The organism is Paenibacillus xerothermodurans (assembly GCF_002220865.2).
Classification (GTDB): Bacteria; Bacillota; Bacilli; order Paenibacillales; family NBRC-103111; genus Paenibacillus_S; species Paenibacillus_S xerothermodurans.
This window is the reverse complement of the sequence record NZ_NHRJ02000005.1, coordinates 118,195-133,137: the sequence shown is the minus strand read 5'-3', so window position 1 is coordinate 133,137 and position 14,943 is coordinate 118,195. Positions and strand designations below refer to the sequence as shown.

Here is a 14,943-nt window from a genome sequence, read left to right as displayed (position 1 = left end):
ATAGATAAAAACTAACAAAAAGAGAGAATCGACTTTGGGGTTATATAAAAAAGGGGGATTTTTGATGCTGGATCACTTTTTGTTAGGCGTGCAGATCATCCTGGCGGTGATCGGGGCCTATCAGCTGTTTTTGACGTTCTTTGGTTGGTTCCGCCGCAAATCCGCAGCACAGCATGCGCCTCAGAAGTCTTTTGCCATTCTGGTGGCGGCGCACAACGAAGAACAAGTCGTGGGTGCACTGATTGACAACTTAAAGAATTTGGATTATCCAAAAGAGTTATACGATGTGTTTGTCATCTGCGATAATTGCGACGACAGCACTGCGGACATAGCCCGGAGTAAAGGTGTCTATGCTTGCGAGCGCAACAATCCCGCCCTCAGAGGCAAGGGCTACGCGATTGAATGGATGCTCAAGCAGCTATGGCAGATGCCCCGCAGCTATGATGCCATCGTGATGTTTGACGCTGACAATCTAGTGAATCCGGACTACCTGAAGCACATGAACAACGATTTGTGCAACGGCTCCAGGGTCATTCAGGCGTATCTCGACACCAAGAACCCGCACGATTCCTGGATCACATCTGCATATGCGGTCACTTACTGGTACTGCAACAGACTGTGGCAGCTGCCCCGGCAAAACCTCGGGCTGGCCAACTTTCTGGGCGGCACCGGTATGTGCTTTGAAACCAAATTGCTGAAAGAAATCGGTTGGGGTGCCACCAGTCTTGTAGAAGACTTGGAATTCACGATGCGCTGCGTGCAGCGCGGAGTCAACCCGACGTTCAACTACGACGCAAAAGTATACGATGAAAAGCCGCTCACGTTCAAAGCTTCGGCAAGACAGCGTTTGAGATGGATGCAAGGGCATTTTGATGTCGCGCGCCGCTATTTCTTCCCGCTGTTCTGGCAAGGTTTGACTGAACGCAGCTGGTCCAAAATCGACACGGCCGTGTACGCTTTGAATGTATATAACGTACTGATCGCCTCTTTGGTATCGATCATTCTGTGGGTCGACATGATGATGCCGGGAGATGCAATGTTTAAGTCGTTGTTCTATTACGCACCGAACCTGTTTATGGTGGTCGCGATCCTGAGCTATATTCAGTTCCCGATCGCGCTGATTATTGAGCGCGCCAACTGGAGAACGTATCTCTATCTGGTCACGTTCCCGGTATTTATGCTTTCTTGGTGGCCTATCACAGTGTATGCATTCTTCACTCAAAATAACAAACAGTGGAGCCATACAGAGCATACGCGCGTGATCCGGTTGGAGGAAATGCAGAGCAAGCAGGTCAGCTAAAGCATACTGCTGCGCCACATCGGAACCATTTGACTTTATCGAGTCATCTATGCTATGATGTCTTAGTCATAAAGAAGAAGCGCCCGCTTCTCACCTGACCAACGGAAGTTGGCTGGTTAATAAAGGTAAAGTGAACGTTTATTACGAAAATCACTTGAAATTTATTGGACGTGGGCGCGTGTCGCTCTCGTCCTTTTCATTTTTTTATAATCCTGTGGAGGTGGAAGATTATTAGTACTGAGCATTTAATTAACGATGACATTCGGGCAAGGGAAGTACGCCTGATCGGTGCAGAAGGTGAGCAGCTCGGCATCAAGCCGATTCGTGAGGCTCTTGAGATTGCTATGGATGCCAACCTGGATTTGGTGAATGTCGCTCCGACGGCGAAGCCGCCCGTGTGCCGGATTATGGATTACGGGAAATATCGTTACGAAATGCAGAAGAAGGACAAGGAAGCTCGTAAAAATCAAAAAATCGTTGAACTGAAGGAAGTTCGTTTAAGTGCAACGATCGACGAGCATGACTTCCAAACGAAGCAGCGCAACGTCGTCAAGTTTTTGAATGAAGGCGACAAGGTGAAACTGAGCGTGCGTTTCCGTGGTCGTGAGATCGCCCATGCAAGCATTGGGCAGAAGGTGTTGGAACGCATGGCGACCGAAGTGGAGGCGCTGTGCATCGTTGAGCGCAGGCCAAAGCTCGAAGGCCGTAGTATGATCATGATTTTAGCACCAAAGCAGCAAGCATAAATTGAGGAGGACTAGAACATTATGCCAAAAATGAAAACACACAGCAGCTTAAAAGGCCGCTTCAAAGTAACAGGTACCGGTAAAGTAATGAGATATAAAGCATTCAAAAACCACTTGCTTTCCACCAAGGGCGCTCGTCAAAAGCGCGTATTGTCTACCAACCCCAATATGGCGCCTGGTGACGTGAAACGTTTGAAACAACAGCTGTCCAACATCAAAGGCTAATCCCGCAACTTATTCTACTTAAATTCTGGAGGTAATCAATCATGGCAAGAGTAAAGGGCGGGTTCGTAACTCGTCGTCGTCATAAAAAGATTTTAAAGCTGGCTAAAGGTTATTTCGGTTCCAAGCACCGTTTATTTAGAACTGCAAAGCAGCAAGTAATGAAGTCCTTGCTGTACGCATACCGCGACCGTCGTCAAAAGAAACGCGATTTCCGCAGACTCTGGATCACTCGTATCAACGCTGCAGCCCGCATCAACGGCTTGAGTTACAGCAAGCTGATGTACGGATTGAAGCAATCCGGAATCGAAGTGAATCGCAAAATGCTGGCTGACCTCGCTGTTAACGATATCAATGCGTTCAACGATCTTGCTAACGCAGCGAAGCAAAAAATCAACGCCTAATTTACAAGCAGAAGACCGTTTTCCCTATAGTTTCGGGGATGACGGTCTTTTTTTGTGCAAAAGAACGACCGAATAGTCGCTTGACTTATTCGATTGCTTCGGCTTATAATATTGAAAAAGTACAACGACCTATCGGCTGTGATGAGGACGAAGTTATAAGGGCTCTTATGTTCAGAGAGCAGAGGATTAGCTGAAACCAATGCCATTAATCCCTTATATACGAGCTCACCTCGGAGCTGTTTCCCTGAAAAGTATGTCGGATCACCGGTGTAGCTATTAGGGGGAATCGGAATGGCACACGTTACAGTGCCGAAGGTATACCGGCTGTTAACACTGGCTGCGTACTTTCTAAGGTTATTTGCTGTGAGGCAGATAGCAAAATCTGGGTGGTACCACGGAAGATTAGAACCCCTTTCGTCCCTTCAGACGTCATATTTGACGTGTCGGGATGAGAGGGGTTTTTCGCGTTTTTGACATATTGAGAGGAGGACTATGTGATGATCGTACAAACCACACAGAAATCAAAAGAAGAGCTGCACAGGGAACTGCTTCAGCCGGATGTTGTAACAGGGTCGGAAATGCTGCTGCGCAGCCTGCTATTGGAGGACGTGGATTGCGTCTTCGGGTATCCCGGCGGAGCGGTCTTATATATCTACGATGCCATGCATGGTAATCCGAATTTCAAGCATCTGTTGACTCGGCATGAACAGGGAGCGATTCATGCGGCAGACGGCTACGCGCGTTCGACCGGTAAGGTCGGCGTATGCATCGCGACTTCCGGTCCGGGAGCCACTAACCTCGTGACGGGTATAGCAACGGCTTACATGGACTCGGTGCCTCTGGTTGTTATCACCGGCAACGTGGCTACGAGCGTGATCGGAACCGATGCATTCCAAGAGGCGGACATTACCGGCATCACTATGCCGATCACGAAGCACAGCTACCTGGTACGTGATGTACGGGATTTGCCGCGTGTGATCAAGGAGGCTTTTCTTATTGCTTCTACGGGCCGGAAAGGTCCTGTATTGATCGATATTCCTAAGGATGTTTCTAACGCCACCGCGCCCTTCTACTATCCGGAAAAGGTTGAGATCCGTGGTTACAATCCTACGGTGCAGCCAAACAAATTGCAGGTTGACCGTATGCTCGAGGCGATTGCCTTAGCGGAGCGTCCTCTCATTCTGGCGGGCGGCGGTGTGGTATACTCCGATGCTTCCAAAGAGCTGATGGAATTCGTTGAAAAAACGCGTATCCCGGTGACAACCACACTGCTAGGTCTCGGCGGTTTCCCTAGCGCGCATGAGCTGTGGCTGGGCATGCCGGGAATGCACGGCGCCTACACGCCGAACTATGCGTTGCAAAATTGTGACCTGCTGATTGCCATCGGAGCACGGTTTGATGACCGGGTCACGATGAAGGTGGACGGCTTCGCGCCGAAAGCGAAAAAGATCGTCCATATCGACGTCGATCCGGCGGAAATTGGTAAGATTGTGACAGCATCGATTCCTTGTGTCGGAGACGTGAAAGCTGTTCTGCAGATGGCGCTGCCAAAAGTGAAGCCTGCGAATTCCGACGCGTGGATCAAGGAAGTTACGGATAACAAGCGCAACCACCCGCTGCGTTACAAAGATTCTGAAACGGAACTCAAGCCGCAGTACGTTATCGAAATGATACATGAAACAACCGAGGGCGAGGCGATCGTGACTACCGACGTGGGCCAGCACCAGATGTGGACCGCCCAATATTATAAGTTTAATCATCCGCGTTCTTGGATCACCTCCGGCGGATTGGGCACTATGGGCTTTGGTTTCCCATCTGCGATCGGAGCACAGGTAGCCAATCCGGATCGTTTGGTTGTATCTATCAACGGTGACGGGGGCATGCAGATGTGCTCACAAGAGCTGGCAATCTGCGCGATCAACCAGATCCCGGTGAAGATCGTTGTCATCAACAATCAGGTGCTGGGTATGGTGCGCCAGTGGCAGGAATTGATTTACGACAATCGTTACAGCCATATCGATTTGGCAGGCAGTCCGGACTTCGTGAAGCTGGCGGAAGCCTATGGCGTCAAAGGGCTGAAGGCGACGAATAAAGAGGAAGCCCGGCGTGCCTGGCAGGAAGCTCTGGACACCCCAGGTCCGGTGCTCGTCGAATTCGTCGTTCGTAAAGGTGAGAACGTGTATCCTATGGTTACGCAGGGCTCCACGATAGATGAAATGATAATGGGGGATTCGGAATGACTCACAAACATACCATTTCCGTATTAGTGAATAACCAGCCTGGGGTGCTGCAGCGGGTGTCTGGCTTGTTCAGCCGCAGGAGCTTCAACATCGACAGCATCACCGTAGGTGAATGTGAGGAAACAGGCTTGTCCCGGATGGTTATTGTCACCACCGGCGACGACAAAACGTTGGAGCAGGTATCCAAACAGCTGTACAAATTGATAGATGTGATCAAAGTCGTCGACCTGAGTGCTAACCCGATGGTAGCGCGCGAATTGGCGCTGATCAAGGTCAACGCGGAGCCTAGCGCCCGCCCGGAAATTCTCGGGGTGGTCGAAACGTTTCGCGCCGCAGTGGTCGATATCGGTCCGGCTTCACTCATCGTACAGGTCGTAGGCGATTCAACGAAAATTGATGCGATGGTGGAACTGCTGAAACCATACGGGATTCGTGAGTTGTCCAGAACCGGCGTGACAGCTATGATTCGCGGTTCGGTGAAGTAATTGGCTTCACAAACATAGTATCAGGATCGATTCAGCCCTTGTGCTTTTAGGGTCCATCAAGCGATGCTCTCATCATCCTTGTTTTACGGGTATGCAATTCGTGTTATTATTCACATAATTTTCCTTGTGAGTGGGGGATACAGCGGATCACTTCGCCGCTTGTCCTTGCACCCGGCCGAAGTTGTCCGCTCTATCGCCCACTCACAGGGTCTTTTAAATCAAAGGAGGACTAATATTCATGGCAGTTACTACTTATTATGAAAAAGACGCAGACCTCAACGTATTACAAGGAAAGACGATCGCTATTATCGGCTACGGCAGCCAAGGCCATGCTCAAGCGCAAAACCTGCGTGACAGCGGCTTGAAAGTAATCATCGGGCTTCGTCAAGGCCGCTCTTTCGAGCAGGCGAAAAACGACGGCTTCGACGTTTACTCCGTAGCGGAGGCAACAAAAATTGCTGACATCGTACAACTTCTTATGCCGGACGAAACGCAGGCAAGCGTATACAAAAACGAGATCGAGCCGAATTTGAAGCACGGCGCTGCCATCATGTTCTCCCACGGCTTCAACGTACATTTTGGTCAAATTACTCCCTCCGCAGACAAAGATGTGTTCCTGGTAGCTCCGAAATCTCCGGGCCACATGGTTCGCCGTGTATACGTAGAAGGCTTCGGTGTGCCTGGACTGATCGCTGTAGAGCAAGACGCAAGCGGTAAAGCAAAAGAAATCGGTTTGGCTTACGCGAAAGGCATCGGCTGCACACGTGCAGGAGTTATCGAAACTACATTCCGTGAAGAGACTGAAACCGATTTGTTCGGTGAGCAGGCAGTTCTTTGTGGCGGCGCATCCGCTCTTGTAAAAGCCGGCTTCGAAACACTGGTTGAAGCAGGCTACGCTCCGGAAATGGCTTACTTCGAGTGCTTGCATGAGCTGAAGCTGATCGTCGACCTGATGTATGAAGGCGGTTTGGCTTCGATGAGACATTCCATCTCCAACACGGCTGAATATGGCGACTACGTCACAGGCCCACGCATCATCACTGATGAAGTGAAGAAGGAAATGAAAAATGTACTGACTGACATCCAGCAGGGTAAGTTTGCGCGTGACTTCATCTTGGAAAACCAATCCGGCCGTGCTTTCTTGACCGCTACCCGCCGCTTGGAGGCCGAGCATCCGCTTGAGCAAGTCGGTTCCCAGCTGCGTGAAATGATGCATTGGATCAAGAAGTAAAATTCTAGCTCGCTAGTCGTATATAAGTCTGGTAGAGGGTCGGCTTGAAGTCAATAGGGAACGCGGGCGATTATACTAGGATCGCGGCGATCTCACCTTCGAGCCGTATCTCTTTCTAGTTGTCCTTTCACCAAAACTCGCAGGAGGTGCCCCAACCGATGAGAAAAATCTACATATTCGACACAACGCTGAGAGACGGCGAGCAATCACCGGGCGTAAATCTCAATATGCAGGAGAAGGTCGAGATCGCTTTACAGTTGGAAAAGCTGGGTATCGACCGTATTGAGGCCGGATTTCCAGCCGCCTCTCCCGGTGATCTCGCGGGTGTGAATGCTGTGGCTCGTGCTGTCAAGAACGCCTCTATTATCGGCTTGGCGCGTTCGCGCGAACAGGATATCGACGCGGTGCGTGAAGCTCTGCAGGGAGCGCAGGATCCGTGTATTCACCTGTTCCTGGCAACATCTCCGATCCATCGTAAGCACAAGCTGCGCATGGAGAAGCAGCAGGTGCTGGAGTCTGCGGAAGCTGCGATCCGATATGCTAAAAAGTATTTTGATAAAATCGAGTTTTCACCGGAAGATGCGGGGCGTACGGAGCTGGACTTCCTCTGTGAAGTGACGGCGATGGCGATTCGTGCCGGCGCTACGGTTGTTAATATTCCGGATACGGTCGGCTACTTGACACCTGGTGAGTTTGGTAATATTTTCAAAACATTGAAGGAAAACGTACCGGGCATCGAGAAAATCCAGTTGAGCGCCCACTGTCATGATGATTTGGGTCTGGCTACGGCCAATGCGTTGGCGGCGGTCATGAATGGAGCAGACCAAATCGAGGGCACAATCAACGGCATTGGTGAGCGCGCAGGCAACACTGCGTTGGAGGAAGTCGCCATGGCGTTGGAAACACGGCAGGAGTTTTTCCAGGCGAAGACCTCGTTGGTGCTGGGTGAAATTGCGCGTACCAGCCGATTGGTCAGCAAGCTGACGGGCATGGTTGTGCCGGGCAATAAGGCGATCGTCGGTGCGAACGCATTTGCGCATGAATCGGGCATTCATCAGGATGGTATGTTGAAGGAGAAAACGACGTACGAGATCATGTCCCCCGAAACAATCGGGTTAAAAGAGAGTAAGCTCGTGCTAGGCAAGCACTCCGGACGCCACGCGTTCCGCGAAAAGCTCATCGATCTCGGCTATGATTTGACTGATGAGCAGGTGAACGCCGCGTTCGCCAAGTTCAAAGACCTGGCGGACAAGAAAAAGGACGTCATAGACGAGGATATCCGTGCCTTGATCGAAGAGAAGCTTATCAAAACGCCTGAAGTATTCGTATTGGATACAATACAGCTTTCTTATGGCAATCAATCCGTTCCTACGGCCACGATACGTGTAACTACGATCGACGGCGGTTCTGCCGAAGAGGCGGCTGTGGGCAACGGTTCGGTGGACGCGATCTACAAAGCCATCGATAAGGTGACCAATGAAGAGGTCGAATTGGCTGACTACTCGATCAAATCTGTCACCCACGGTAAGGATGCACTTGGCGAGGTACATGTGGTGCTGCGGCAAGGTGATTACTCCGTCCAAGGTCGGGGCGTGAGCACGGACATTCTTGAGGCAAGCGCCAGGGCATATGTGGATGCCGTCAACCGTTTGATCGAAAAGCGGAAATCACCCGCCCGCAGCCGAGATAATGTCACACTGATTTAACTTACTGCGCCTGATGCGCGTCACGCTGATGCGTGTGCCAAGGCTGTGCCGTGCGACGTCACGCTGGATGAACCCAAACGACTCTGGCGCTCGTCCTACCGGTATTTTGCCGAAGCATAATCCCGTTATCGTGTACGTGCGATGAAGTTGGAACCACCGTGCGCTCGTCCCACCGGTACTTTGCACAGCACATAAGCCGTGCTTATCGTTACGTGCGATGTCGTTAAACACACTCTGACGTGCGTCTCATCAACGCATATGTCGGGGTGTGTTTTGTTATCTATGACAGCATATTGCAGCGTCGACCTATTCTGCGCCATGCCCAAACAGGCTTCACCTCACTTACATATCATGAAAGAAGTTCCTTATGAAGGGAGGAGAGATCTATGGGTTTGGCCGGAGCAGGTGGTGGCGTAGGCGGCTTCTTCACTAGTGTTGGCGCGATTCTGGTACTGTTCATTCTGTTGGTCATCGTCGCCAAAGCATGGATCTAATTGACGGCTTCGGACCGTCAGCATATTGCCGTGCATTCGGCAAAATGCCCTCATCATATGCAAGACAAAACAGGACCCCTGCTGCAGGGGTCTTTCGTTTGAAGCAGACAAGCCCATAAGAAAAAAGCGGCTCTGCAGATCCGGATGGATTTTGCAGGGTCGCTCGTTTACTCCGATAATTCAGACGGTTTGGAGCATCTTTTGGATAGCACGGTCCAGACGGGTAAAACCTTCCACCATCTGGGCGTAGTCAGTGTGCGTGAAATTCAGGCGCATCGCATTTCTTTGCGGCTCGTCCGCGTAGAAGCTGATGCCAGGCACAAAGGCGACGCCCTCCTCAACAGCCAGCTTCAGCAGCTGTTCCGTATCTATGTGCTCCGGTAGTTCAACCCAGATGAACATGCCGCCCTTAGGTTCGATCCAACGCGCTCCAGCCCAATCCTGCCGGTGCAGCAGGTCGACCATCTGGCGCATACGCTTTTCATACTCGGTGCGAACCAGATCGATGTGCGCATTCAGGTCAAAATGTTGAAACAGCTGGTGCAGCGCCTGCTGATCCATAGTACTTGAATGCAGATCCGCTGCCTGTTTGGCACGTGCCATCTGGCGGATGACTTGAGGATCTCCGATAGCCCAGCCGGTACGAAGCGCAGGAGCTACGATTTTGGAGAATGTGCTTGTATAGACAACTCCACAGCCCTCCGGATGCTTATCCAACGAGAAGATCGAGGGTAGTGCTTCCCCACCGCCAAATCGCAGCTCGCCGTATGGATCATCTTCAAGTATCAGCACGTTCTTCCGTTTACAAATATTTAAGGTGCCTAGACGGCGTTCCACACTCCACGCTTTTCCTGCAGGGTTGGAGAAGGTTGGTACTACATAAATCATCTTGGGATTATACTGCTCGATTTTAAGCTCAAGGTCCGATAAATTCATACCGTCCGCATCGCATTCCACTGAGATAATACGCGCCTTGTGTGATTGGAAAATCTGGATGGCGGCTAGATATGTAGGCCGTTCCACGAGAATAACGTCACCCGGATCGATGTACACGCGCGTCAGCAAATCGATCGCTTGCTGGGAGCCTGTCGTAATTAACATGTCGTCTACGCCGACGTGGATGTTTTTGCGTTCCATATGTTTGGCGACGCTTTGCCGGAGCGGTGTGTAGCCTTCGGTCAAGCCATACTGCAGTACCTGCTTGCCTTCTTCGAAGACGCGGTTGAATGCGTCCTTGACAGCTTCAATGGGAAAATACTGCTCATTCGGCAGTCCGCCGGCCAGTGAAATAATGGACTTCCCTTGCGTCAGCTTCAAAATTTCCCGTACAGCAGAGGATTTAAAACTGTCGATCGTATCCGAGAAACGATATTCCATGCGCAAGCTCCTTTAGTGAAGAAAAGTAACAACGTTTTTACAATATTTTATACATATTATTTTAATCTTTAGATAGCGATAAAACAACCTATTCAGTGTGTCGGATTGATCAAAAAAAATTATCATAAATGCAAATAACACGGGGCAGACCAGCAGCTTTATAGTATATGCCTATGACGATCATAGCTTTTATATCTTAGTATAACAAGGCTAAATATGATAAAAAAGAGATAATGCATAAATCTAGATGTGGGAGTTGAATGACATGGCAGAAGTTAAAAAAATAGCAGTAATATCAGGCGACGGGATCGGCCCTGAAGTCATCGCCGAAGCGGAGAAAGTATTGAAAAAAACGGAAGAAGTGTTCGGATACCGTTTTGAAACCGAGCACGGATTGTTTGGCGGGATTGCCATCGATCAGAAGGGTACCCCCCTGCCGCAGGATACCTTGGATATGTGTAAGAATGCCGACGCAGTATTATTGGGAGCGGTTGGCGGCCCACAATGGGACAATAACCCGAAGGAGCTGCGTCCGGAAACGGGATTACTAGGTATACGCAAGGCGCTGGGTCTGTTCTCCAACATCCGTCCGGCGGTTATATTCGACTGCCTGAAAGATGCCTCCACATTGAAGCCTGAGGTGCTCGAAGGAACGGACCTGATCGTCGTGCGTGAGCTGACAGGCGGTATTTACTTCGGTGAAAAATTCCGTCGGGACGGGGATAACGGTCAAGAGGCGGTCGACACCTGCGTGTACAATGTGCAGGAAATTGAGCGTATCGCTCGTCAAGCGTTCGAAATCGCACGCACACGCAGCAAGAAGCTTGCATCCGTCGACAAGGCGAACGTGCTTGAAACTTCCCGCCTATGGAGGGAAACAGTGATCCGCATATCCGCAGATTATCCGGATGTCGAGCTGGAGCATGTGTTGGTCGATAACTGTGCAATGCAACTGCTGCGGCGCCCTTCGAGCTTCGACGTCATCGTAACCGAGAACATGTTTGGAGATATTCTGAGCGATGAAGCGGCGATGTTGACCGGCTCGATCGGCATGCTGTCCTCCGCTTCCCTCGGCGAAGGAGCTTTTGGTTTGTACGAACCGGTGCACGGCTCTGCTCCGGACATCGCGGGGCAAGGTGCTGCAAACCCAATAGCGACCATTTTGTCCGTGGCTCTGATGTTCCGTTTGACATTTGGATATCACGATGCAGCGGAAGCGATTGAACGCGCCGTTAAAGAAGTGTTGGATGCAGGACACCGCACCGGCGACATCGCGGTAGATAAGAGCACGGCGATCGGCACAACAGCGATGGGCGATTTGATCGTGGACGCAATTAGAAAATAATGGGCTTGGCAGCACAGTTGCAGACTCTACCATTCTTTCGCCAGGAAGATGAGCGGAGTCTTCTTTTTTTGCCGGAGGCCGTCTCTAACATGAATTATGGCAGCCTATTTTTAATTATAATCATTATCAATTGATAGTCTCTCTAATCTTGACTTTCATTTAGGCGAATGTTACGATTTTATACGTAGATTTTAAGGAATATAAAGGAGGAAATAGCAGATGGCAGAACGTTTGGTAGGAAAACAAGCACCTCATTTTACACTTGAAACAGCAAATGGGGACGGCGTTGGCTTCGGTAAAGTATCTTTGTCCGATTATAAAGGTAAGTGGTTGGTATTGTTCTTCTATCCGCTTGACTTCACTTTTGTATGCCCAACTGAAATTACCGCTTTGAGCGAAAACTATGAAGCTTTCAAAAAGTTAGACACAGAAGTATTGGGCGTATCTATCGACAGCGTACACTCTCACCGCGCTTGGATCAATACTCCGGTAGAAAACAACGGCTTGGGCAAGTTGAACTTCCCATTGGGCGCTGACTTGACTAAGCAGGTTTCTCGTGACTACGGCGTATTAATCGAAGAGGAAGGCGTAGCGCTCCGCGGTTTGTTCATCATCGATCCGGAAGGCGAATTGAAATACCAAGTTGTTAACCACAACGATGTAGGTCGCAGTGTCGAAGAAACATTCCGTGTGTTGGAAGCATTGCAATCCGGCGGTTTGTGCCCAATGAACTGGAAAAAAGGCGACAAGCACTTGGTAGCGCAATAATACACTTTTTTCTCACGTTTGACTGCACGTTTCAAAAAATCCCTTCAGTCTGCTATACTGCAGCTAGAGGGATTTTTTTGCTTCACGGGAAATTGCAGCTGTCTGTCGGGAGCGGCTGATCTGAAGCCTATAATTACTTTTTGTCAGGGAGGGCAATGAATGGAAGTTAGAGAAGGCTTGAAATATAGCGAGAATCATGAGTGGGTACGGGTGGAAGGCAACCGGGCGATCATAGGGGTGACCGATTTCGCTCAACAAGAGTTGGGCACCATTGTATTCGCCGAGCTCCCTGAAGTGGGCGACGAGCTGCGGGCGGGTGAGCCGTTCGGCAGTATGGAATCGGTAAAGACCGTCTCGGAAATGTATGCGCCAATATCAGGCAAAGTAGTGGACATCAACCGCAAGCTGCAGGACAACCCTGGTGAGATCAACATGCGCCCTTACGACAGCGGCTGGATGATCGTGATGGAAATGGCGGATCCATCGGAGCTCGAAAGGCTGTGGGACGCCAAGAAATACGAAGATACATATAGTCACGAATAGTACTGAGAATGCTCGAATCAGGAGCAGACATACAAAAGACCTTCTTCCGTTCTAAGCGGAAAAGGTCTTTTTGCATGTCTGCTCGCCCGTGAGGCGCGACGTTTTGTGTTGGTGTCATTTGCCGGCCAGCTTTTTGTATTTTCTCATGTATTTTACCACGGCCAATACATAAGTAGCATGGGACCAGGTGAGCGGAGCGACAGACACGGGGCCGCCGTCGAACGGATCAAGCTGCTCGGGAAGTATGCCGCTCTCCATGGCATGCTGGACGACCCACTGGAGTGTTTGGCGCGGCTTTTCCAGATCCTCCATGGTTTTGGCATATTCGATTTCCCATTCTGCGATCCAAAGCGTGCATATGATCCAGGGGTTGCCTGGAATCCTCTCGATATCGGAGGAGCGTTGGAAATAGTAGTCATGGTAATACCGGGCCACGCCCCCGATATCCGTTTTGATCGTCAGGTGTTGACGGTTAGCCTCCATGGTTTTGACCACGCGGTAGTCGTCAGCGGGCAGTACGCCGAATTCGAACACCCCATACACGCTGCTCTCATGCGTTTTGTCCTTCACCCACTGGCCGTTTTCCTTGTATAAGCCGCGGATAAACCGCTGTTCTTCCTCGTCCCAGAGATGCTTCAGCATGCTGGCCTTGATACGTTCCGCTGTATGTCGATAGCGGCTGCTGCGCTCCTCGTCGCCGAACAGGCTGCAGAAGTTCGCCGCGGCGATCAGGCCGCCATAGACAGCGGAGGTTGTGAATGTATAGATGCCGTACCGCTCTTCCCATAAGTCATAACTTGGCTTGGGCAGGTTCAGCTCCTGATCGATGTAACTTGTCATAAAACGTGCGGCCCTTCGGATCAATGTGCTGTATAATGACTGCGGCAGCTCAATTACGCCGTGCTGCTCGAAATCCTGCCATAGCGCATACAGCACGAGCGCAGTCTCATCTTCCTGGATCGGGAGCTGCTCGATGCCTGAATGGATATAGGGATGCCAACTGGAGCCGACCGTGCCGTCAGGATTATATTTGTGGTGCAGGTAGCCTTCGGGCGACAATACATTCGCGCAAAAGTGGAAGAACGGCGTGATCATGCCCTGGTAACCTGCCATTGTCATAGCATAAGCGATCAGAGCGCCGTCACGCGGCCACATATAACTGTAGTGATCGCGGTTACTCTGCATAATGTCGGAGTCATTGGCCGCGATAATCGCGCCGTTCATGTCTGTTTGCGTCCGTACGATGAGCAGACTCTGTTTGAACAGCCGGATCACTTCGGGTGGAAGGTCGCCATATTCGCGTTCCGATTTGTTGACCCAACGCTGCCAATACACTTTGATGCGGTCAAGAAGCTTGCCGGGGTGGCTCTCGTTGATATAGGAGTTGAGCTTCTTCACTTCCTCCAGGTTTTTGCCGGCTGTCATCCAATAGTACATCGTTTCATCGGAGTTGGGCGGCACATGCAGACGGAAGCTGATCGTGCTGTCAACCGAGCCCTGGGCTATCGCGTTACCCATCAGGTGCCCGTCCTCCGCGTCCCGCCAAGTGCCTTCCGCGTTATAAAAGCGCTTCACACCGGTGGTATATTGATAAATACCGCTCGCTCCGGTGCTGCCGCTAAACATGAAGTATTTATCTTTTTTATAATGAAATACGGTATTATTGGCTGGATAGTATGCGGCCGTGTCGCCGACCTCCGTCTCGTTAATCACCAGATCCTGATTGAAAAAGATGCGGATTTCGCGCACCGTGTCCCGCGCGTTGTTAATCTGCAGACGTTTCAAATAAATATCTTCCCGCTGATGTACTCCATCGTTGATAAGCAGAGCAACCCCTAAATGCGGGTGTGTGGCCGTCACTTCCGTGATGAGCGAATCCTCCACGTAAGATAGCTTGAACTCCCATTCCGGGTCGGACAGCCAAGAGAAAGTGCCGTCAACCCATAGACCTATTCTGCACTGATATCCGCCGATGTGGTTTAATTGACCTACGTAAGGATAGTACAAATCTCGCATATACGTATGGCCGTCCAAATTGATCAGAAATTTCCCGTTTCCGATGGCTAAATGTCTTGGCAATTC

14 protein-coding genes and 1 other annotated feature are annotated in these 14,943 nt (G+C 50.5%); of the genes, 12 read left to right on the top strand and 2 right to left on the bottom strand.

Going from position 1 to position 14,943, the window contains the following annotated elements; all coding sequences use genetic code 11:
* The first annotated feature begins 64 nt into the window (after positions 1–64).
* From CBW46_RS11500 to CBW46_RS11460, 9 genes are all read left to right on the top strand, one after another.
* A complete protein-coding gene (locus CBW46_RS11500; protein ID WP_089200149.1) occupies positions 65–1,300 on the top strand; it encodes a glycosyltransferase family 2 protein in 1,236 nt (411 codons plus the stop codon).
* 65 nt (positions 1,301–1,365) lie between these two features.
* Positions 1,366–1,505: a sequence feature (ribosomal protein L20 leader region), on the top strand.
* Between the two features lie 25 nt (positions 1,506–1,530).
* Positions 1,531–2,046 carry a translation initiation factor IF-3 gene (infC, locus tag CBW46_RS11495; RefSeq protein ID WP_243633282.1) on the top strand — a complete coding sequence of 172 codons (516 nt, stop codon included), beginning with the start codon at positions 1,531–1,533 and terminating at the stop codon, positions 2,044–2,046.
* Between the two features lie 21 nt (positions 2,047–2,067).
* Positions 2,068–2,271 carry a 50S ribosomal protein L35 gene (rpmI, locus tag CBW46_RS11490; protein WP_089200148.1) on the top strand — a complete coding sequence of 68 codons (204 nt, stop codon included), beginning with the start codon at positions 2,068–2,070 and terminating at the stop codon, positions 2,269–2,271.
* Between the two features lie 41 nt (positions 2,272–2,312).
* Positions 2,313–2,672 carry a 50S ribosomal protein L20 gene (rplT, locus tag CBW46_RS11485; protein ID WP_089200147.1) on the top strand — a complete coding sequence of 120 codons (360 nt, stop codon included), beginning with the start codon at positions 2,313–2,315 and terminating at the stop codon, positions 2,670–2,672.
* A gap of 497 nt (positions 2,673–3,169) precedes the next feature.
* Positions 3,170–4,912 carry a biosynthetic-type acetolactate synthase large subunit gene (gene ilvB / locus CBW46_RS11480; protein WP_089200146.1) on the top strand — a complete coding sequence of 581 codons (1,743 nt, stop codon included), beginning with the start codon at positions 3,170–3,172 and terminating at the stop codon, positions 4,910–4,912.
* Positions 4,909–5,397: an acetolactate synthase small subunit gene (gene ilvN / locus CBW46_RS11475; protein WP_089200145.1), complete on the top strand. Its 489-nt coding sequence runs from the start codon at positions 4,909–4,911 to the stop codon at positions 5,395–5,397. The genes ilvB and ilvN overlap by 4 nt, the downstream gene beginning before the upstream one ends.
* Positions 5,398–5,635: 238 nt before the next feature.
* Entirely contained in the window at positions 5,636–6,628 is a 993-nt protein-coding gene (gene ilvC / locus CBW46_RS11470; RefSeq protein ID WP_089200144.1) for a ketol-acid reductoisomerase, read from the top strand.
* A 158-nt stretch (positions 6,629–6,786) separates the two neighbouring features.
* Entirely contained in the window at positions 6,787–8,334 is a 1,548-nt protein-coding gene (locus CBW46_RS11465) for a 2-isopropylmalate synthase (protein WP_089200143.1), read from the top strand.
* 386 nt (positions 8,335–8,720) lie between these two features.
* Positions 8,721–8,828, top strand: a complete 108-nt coding sequence (locus CBW46_RS11460) for a sporulation protein YjcZ (protein ID WP_089200142.1) — start codon at positions 8,721–8,723, stop codon at positions 8,826–8,828.
* A gap of 180 nt (positions 8,829–9,008) precedes the next feature.
* Here the strand turns inward: CBW46_RS11460 and CBW46_RS11455 are convergent, their stop codons facing one another.
* Positions 9,009–10,205, bottom strand: coding sequence for an aminotransferase-like domain-containing protein (locus tag CBW46_RS11455; RefSeq protein ID WP_089200141.1), 1,197 nt, complete (start codon positions 10,203–10,205; stop codon positions 9,009–9,011).
* 265 nt (positions 10,206–10,470) lie between these two features.
* Here CBW46_RS11455 and leuB point away from each other — a divergent pair, with 265 nt between their 5' ends.
* The 3 genes from leuB (at position 10,471) to gcvH (ending at position 12,861) form a co-directional block, all read left to right on the top strand.
* Positions 10,471–11,550 (top strand): 3-isopropylmalate dehydrogenase, encoded by a 1,080-nt coding sequence (leuB, locus tag CBW46_RS11450; RefSeq protein WP_089200140.1) that lies wholly within the window; start codon positions 10,471–10,473, stop codon positions 11,548–11,550.
* Between the two features lie 219 nt (positions 11,551–11,769).
* Complete coding sequence (locus CBW46_RS11445; protein WP_089200139.1) at positions 11,770–12,318, top strand: peroxiredoxin; 549 nt, start codon at positions 11,770–11,772, stop codon at positions 12,316–12,318.
* Positions 12,319–12,477: 159 nt separating this feature from the next.
* Complete coding sequence (gene gcvH / locus CBW46_RS11440; protein WP_089200138.1) at positions 12,478–12,861, top strand: glycine cleavage system protein GcvH; 384 nt, start codon at positions 12,478–12,480, stop codon at positions 12,859–12,861.
* Positions 12,862–12,975: 114 nt separating this feature from the next.
* Here the strand turns inward: gcvH and CBW46_RS11435 are convergent, their stop codons facing one another.
* Positions 12,976–14,940 carry a glycoside hydrolase family 15 protein gene (locus tag CBW46_RS11435; protein WP_089200243.1) on the bottom strand — a complete coding sequence of 655 codons (1,965 nt, stop codon included), beginning with the start codon at positions 14,938–14,940 and terminating at the stop codon, positions 12,976–12,978.
* Positions 14,941–14,943 lie beyond the last annotated feature (3 nt).

Bases quoted from the DNA above. Each gene is read 5' to 3' on its own strand.
- gcvH (WP_089200138.1), top strand. From the start codon at position 12,478: ATGGAAGTTAGAGAAGGCTTGAAATATAGCGAGAATCATGAGTGGGTA.
- rpmI (WP_089200148.1), top strand. From the start codon at position 2,068: ATGCCAAAAATGAAAACACACAGCAGCTTAAAAGGCCGCTTCAAAGTA.
- CBW46_RS11445 (WP_089200139.1), top strand. From the start codon at position 11,770: ATGGCAGAACGTTTGGTAGGAAAACAAGCACCTCATTTTACACTTGAA.
- CBW46_RS11455 (WP_089200141.1), bottom strand. From the start codon at position 10,205: ATGGAATATCGTTTCTCGGATACGATCGACAGTTTTAAATCCTCTGCT.
- leuB (WP_089200140.1), top strand. From the start codon at position 10,471: ATGGCAGAAGTTAAAAAAATAGCAGTAATATCAGGCGACGGGATCGGC.
- CBW46_RS11460 (WP_089200142.1), top strand. From the start codon at position 8,721: ATGGGTTTGGCCGGAGCAGGTGGTGGCGTAGGCGGCTTCTTCACTAGT.
- ilvC (WP_089200144.1), top strand. From the start codon at position 5,636: ATGGCAGTTACTACTTATTATGAAAAAGACGCAGACCTCAACGTATTA.
- CBW46_RS11465 (WP_089200143.1), top strand. From the start codon at position 6,787: ATGAGAAAAATCTACATATTCGACACAACGCTGAGAGACGGCGAGCAA.
- rplT (WP_089200147.1), top strand. From the start codon at position 2,313: ATGGCAAGAGTAAAGGGCGGGTTCGTAACTCGTCGTCGTCATAAAAAG.
- ilvB (WP_089200146.1), top strand. From the start codon at position 3,170: ATGATCGTACAAACCACACAGAAATCAAAAGAAGAGCTGCACAGGGAA.
- ilvN (WP_089200145.1), top strand. From the start codon at position 4,909: ATGACTCACAAACATACCATTTCCGTATTAGTGAATAACCAGCCTGGG.
- CBW46_RS11500 (WP_089200149.1), top strand. From the start codon at position 65: ATGCTGGATCACTTTTTGTTAGGCGTGCAGATCATCCTGGCGGTGATC.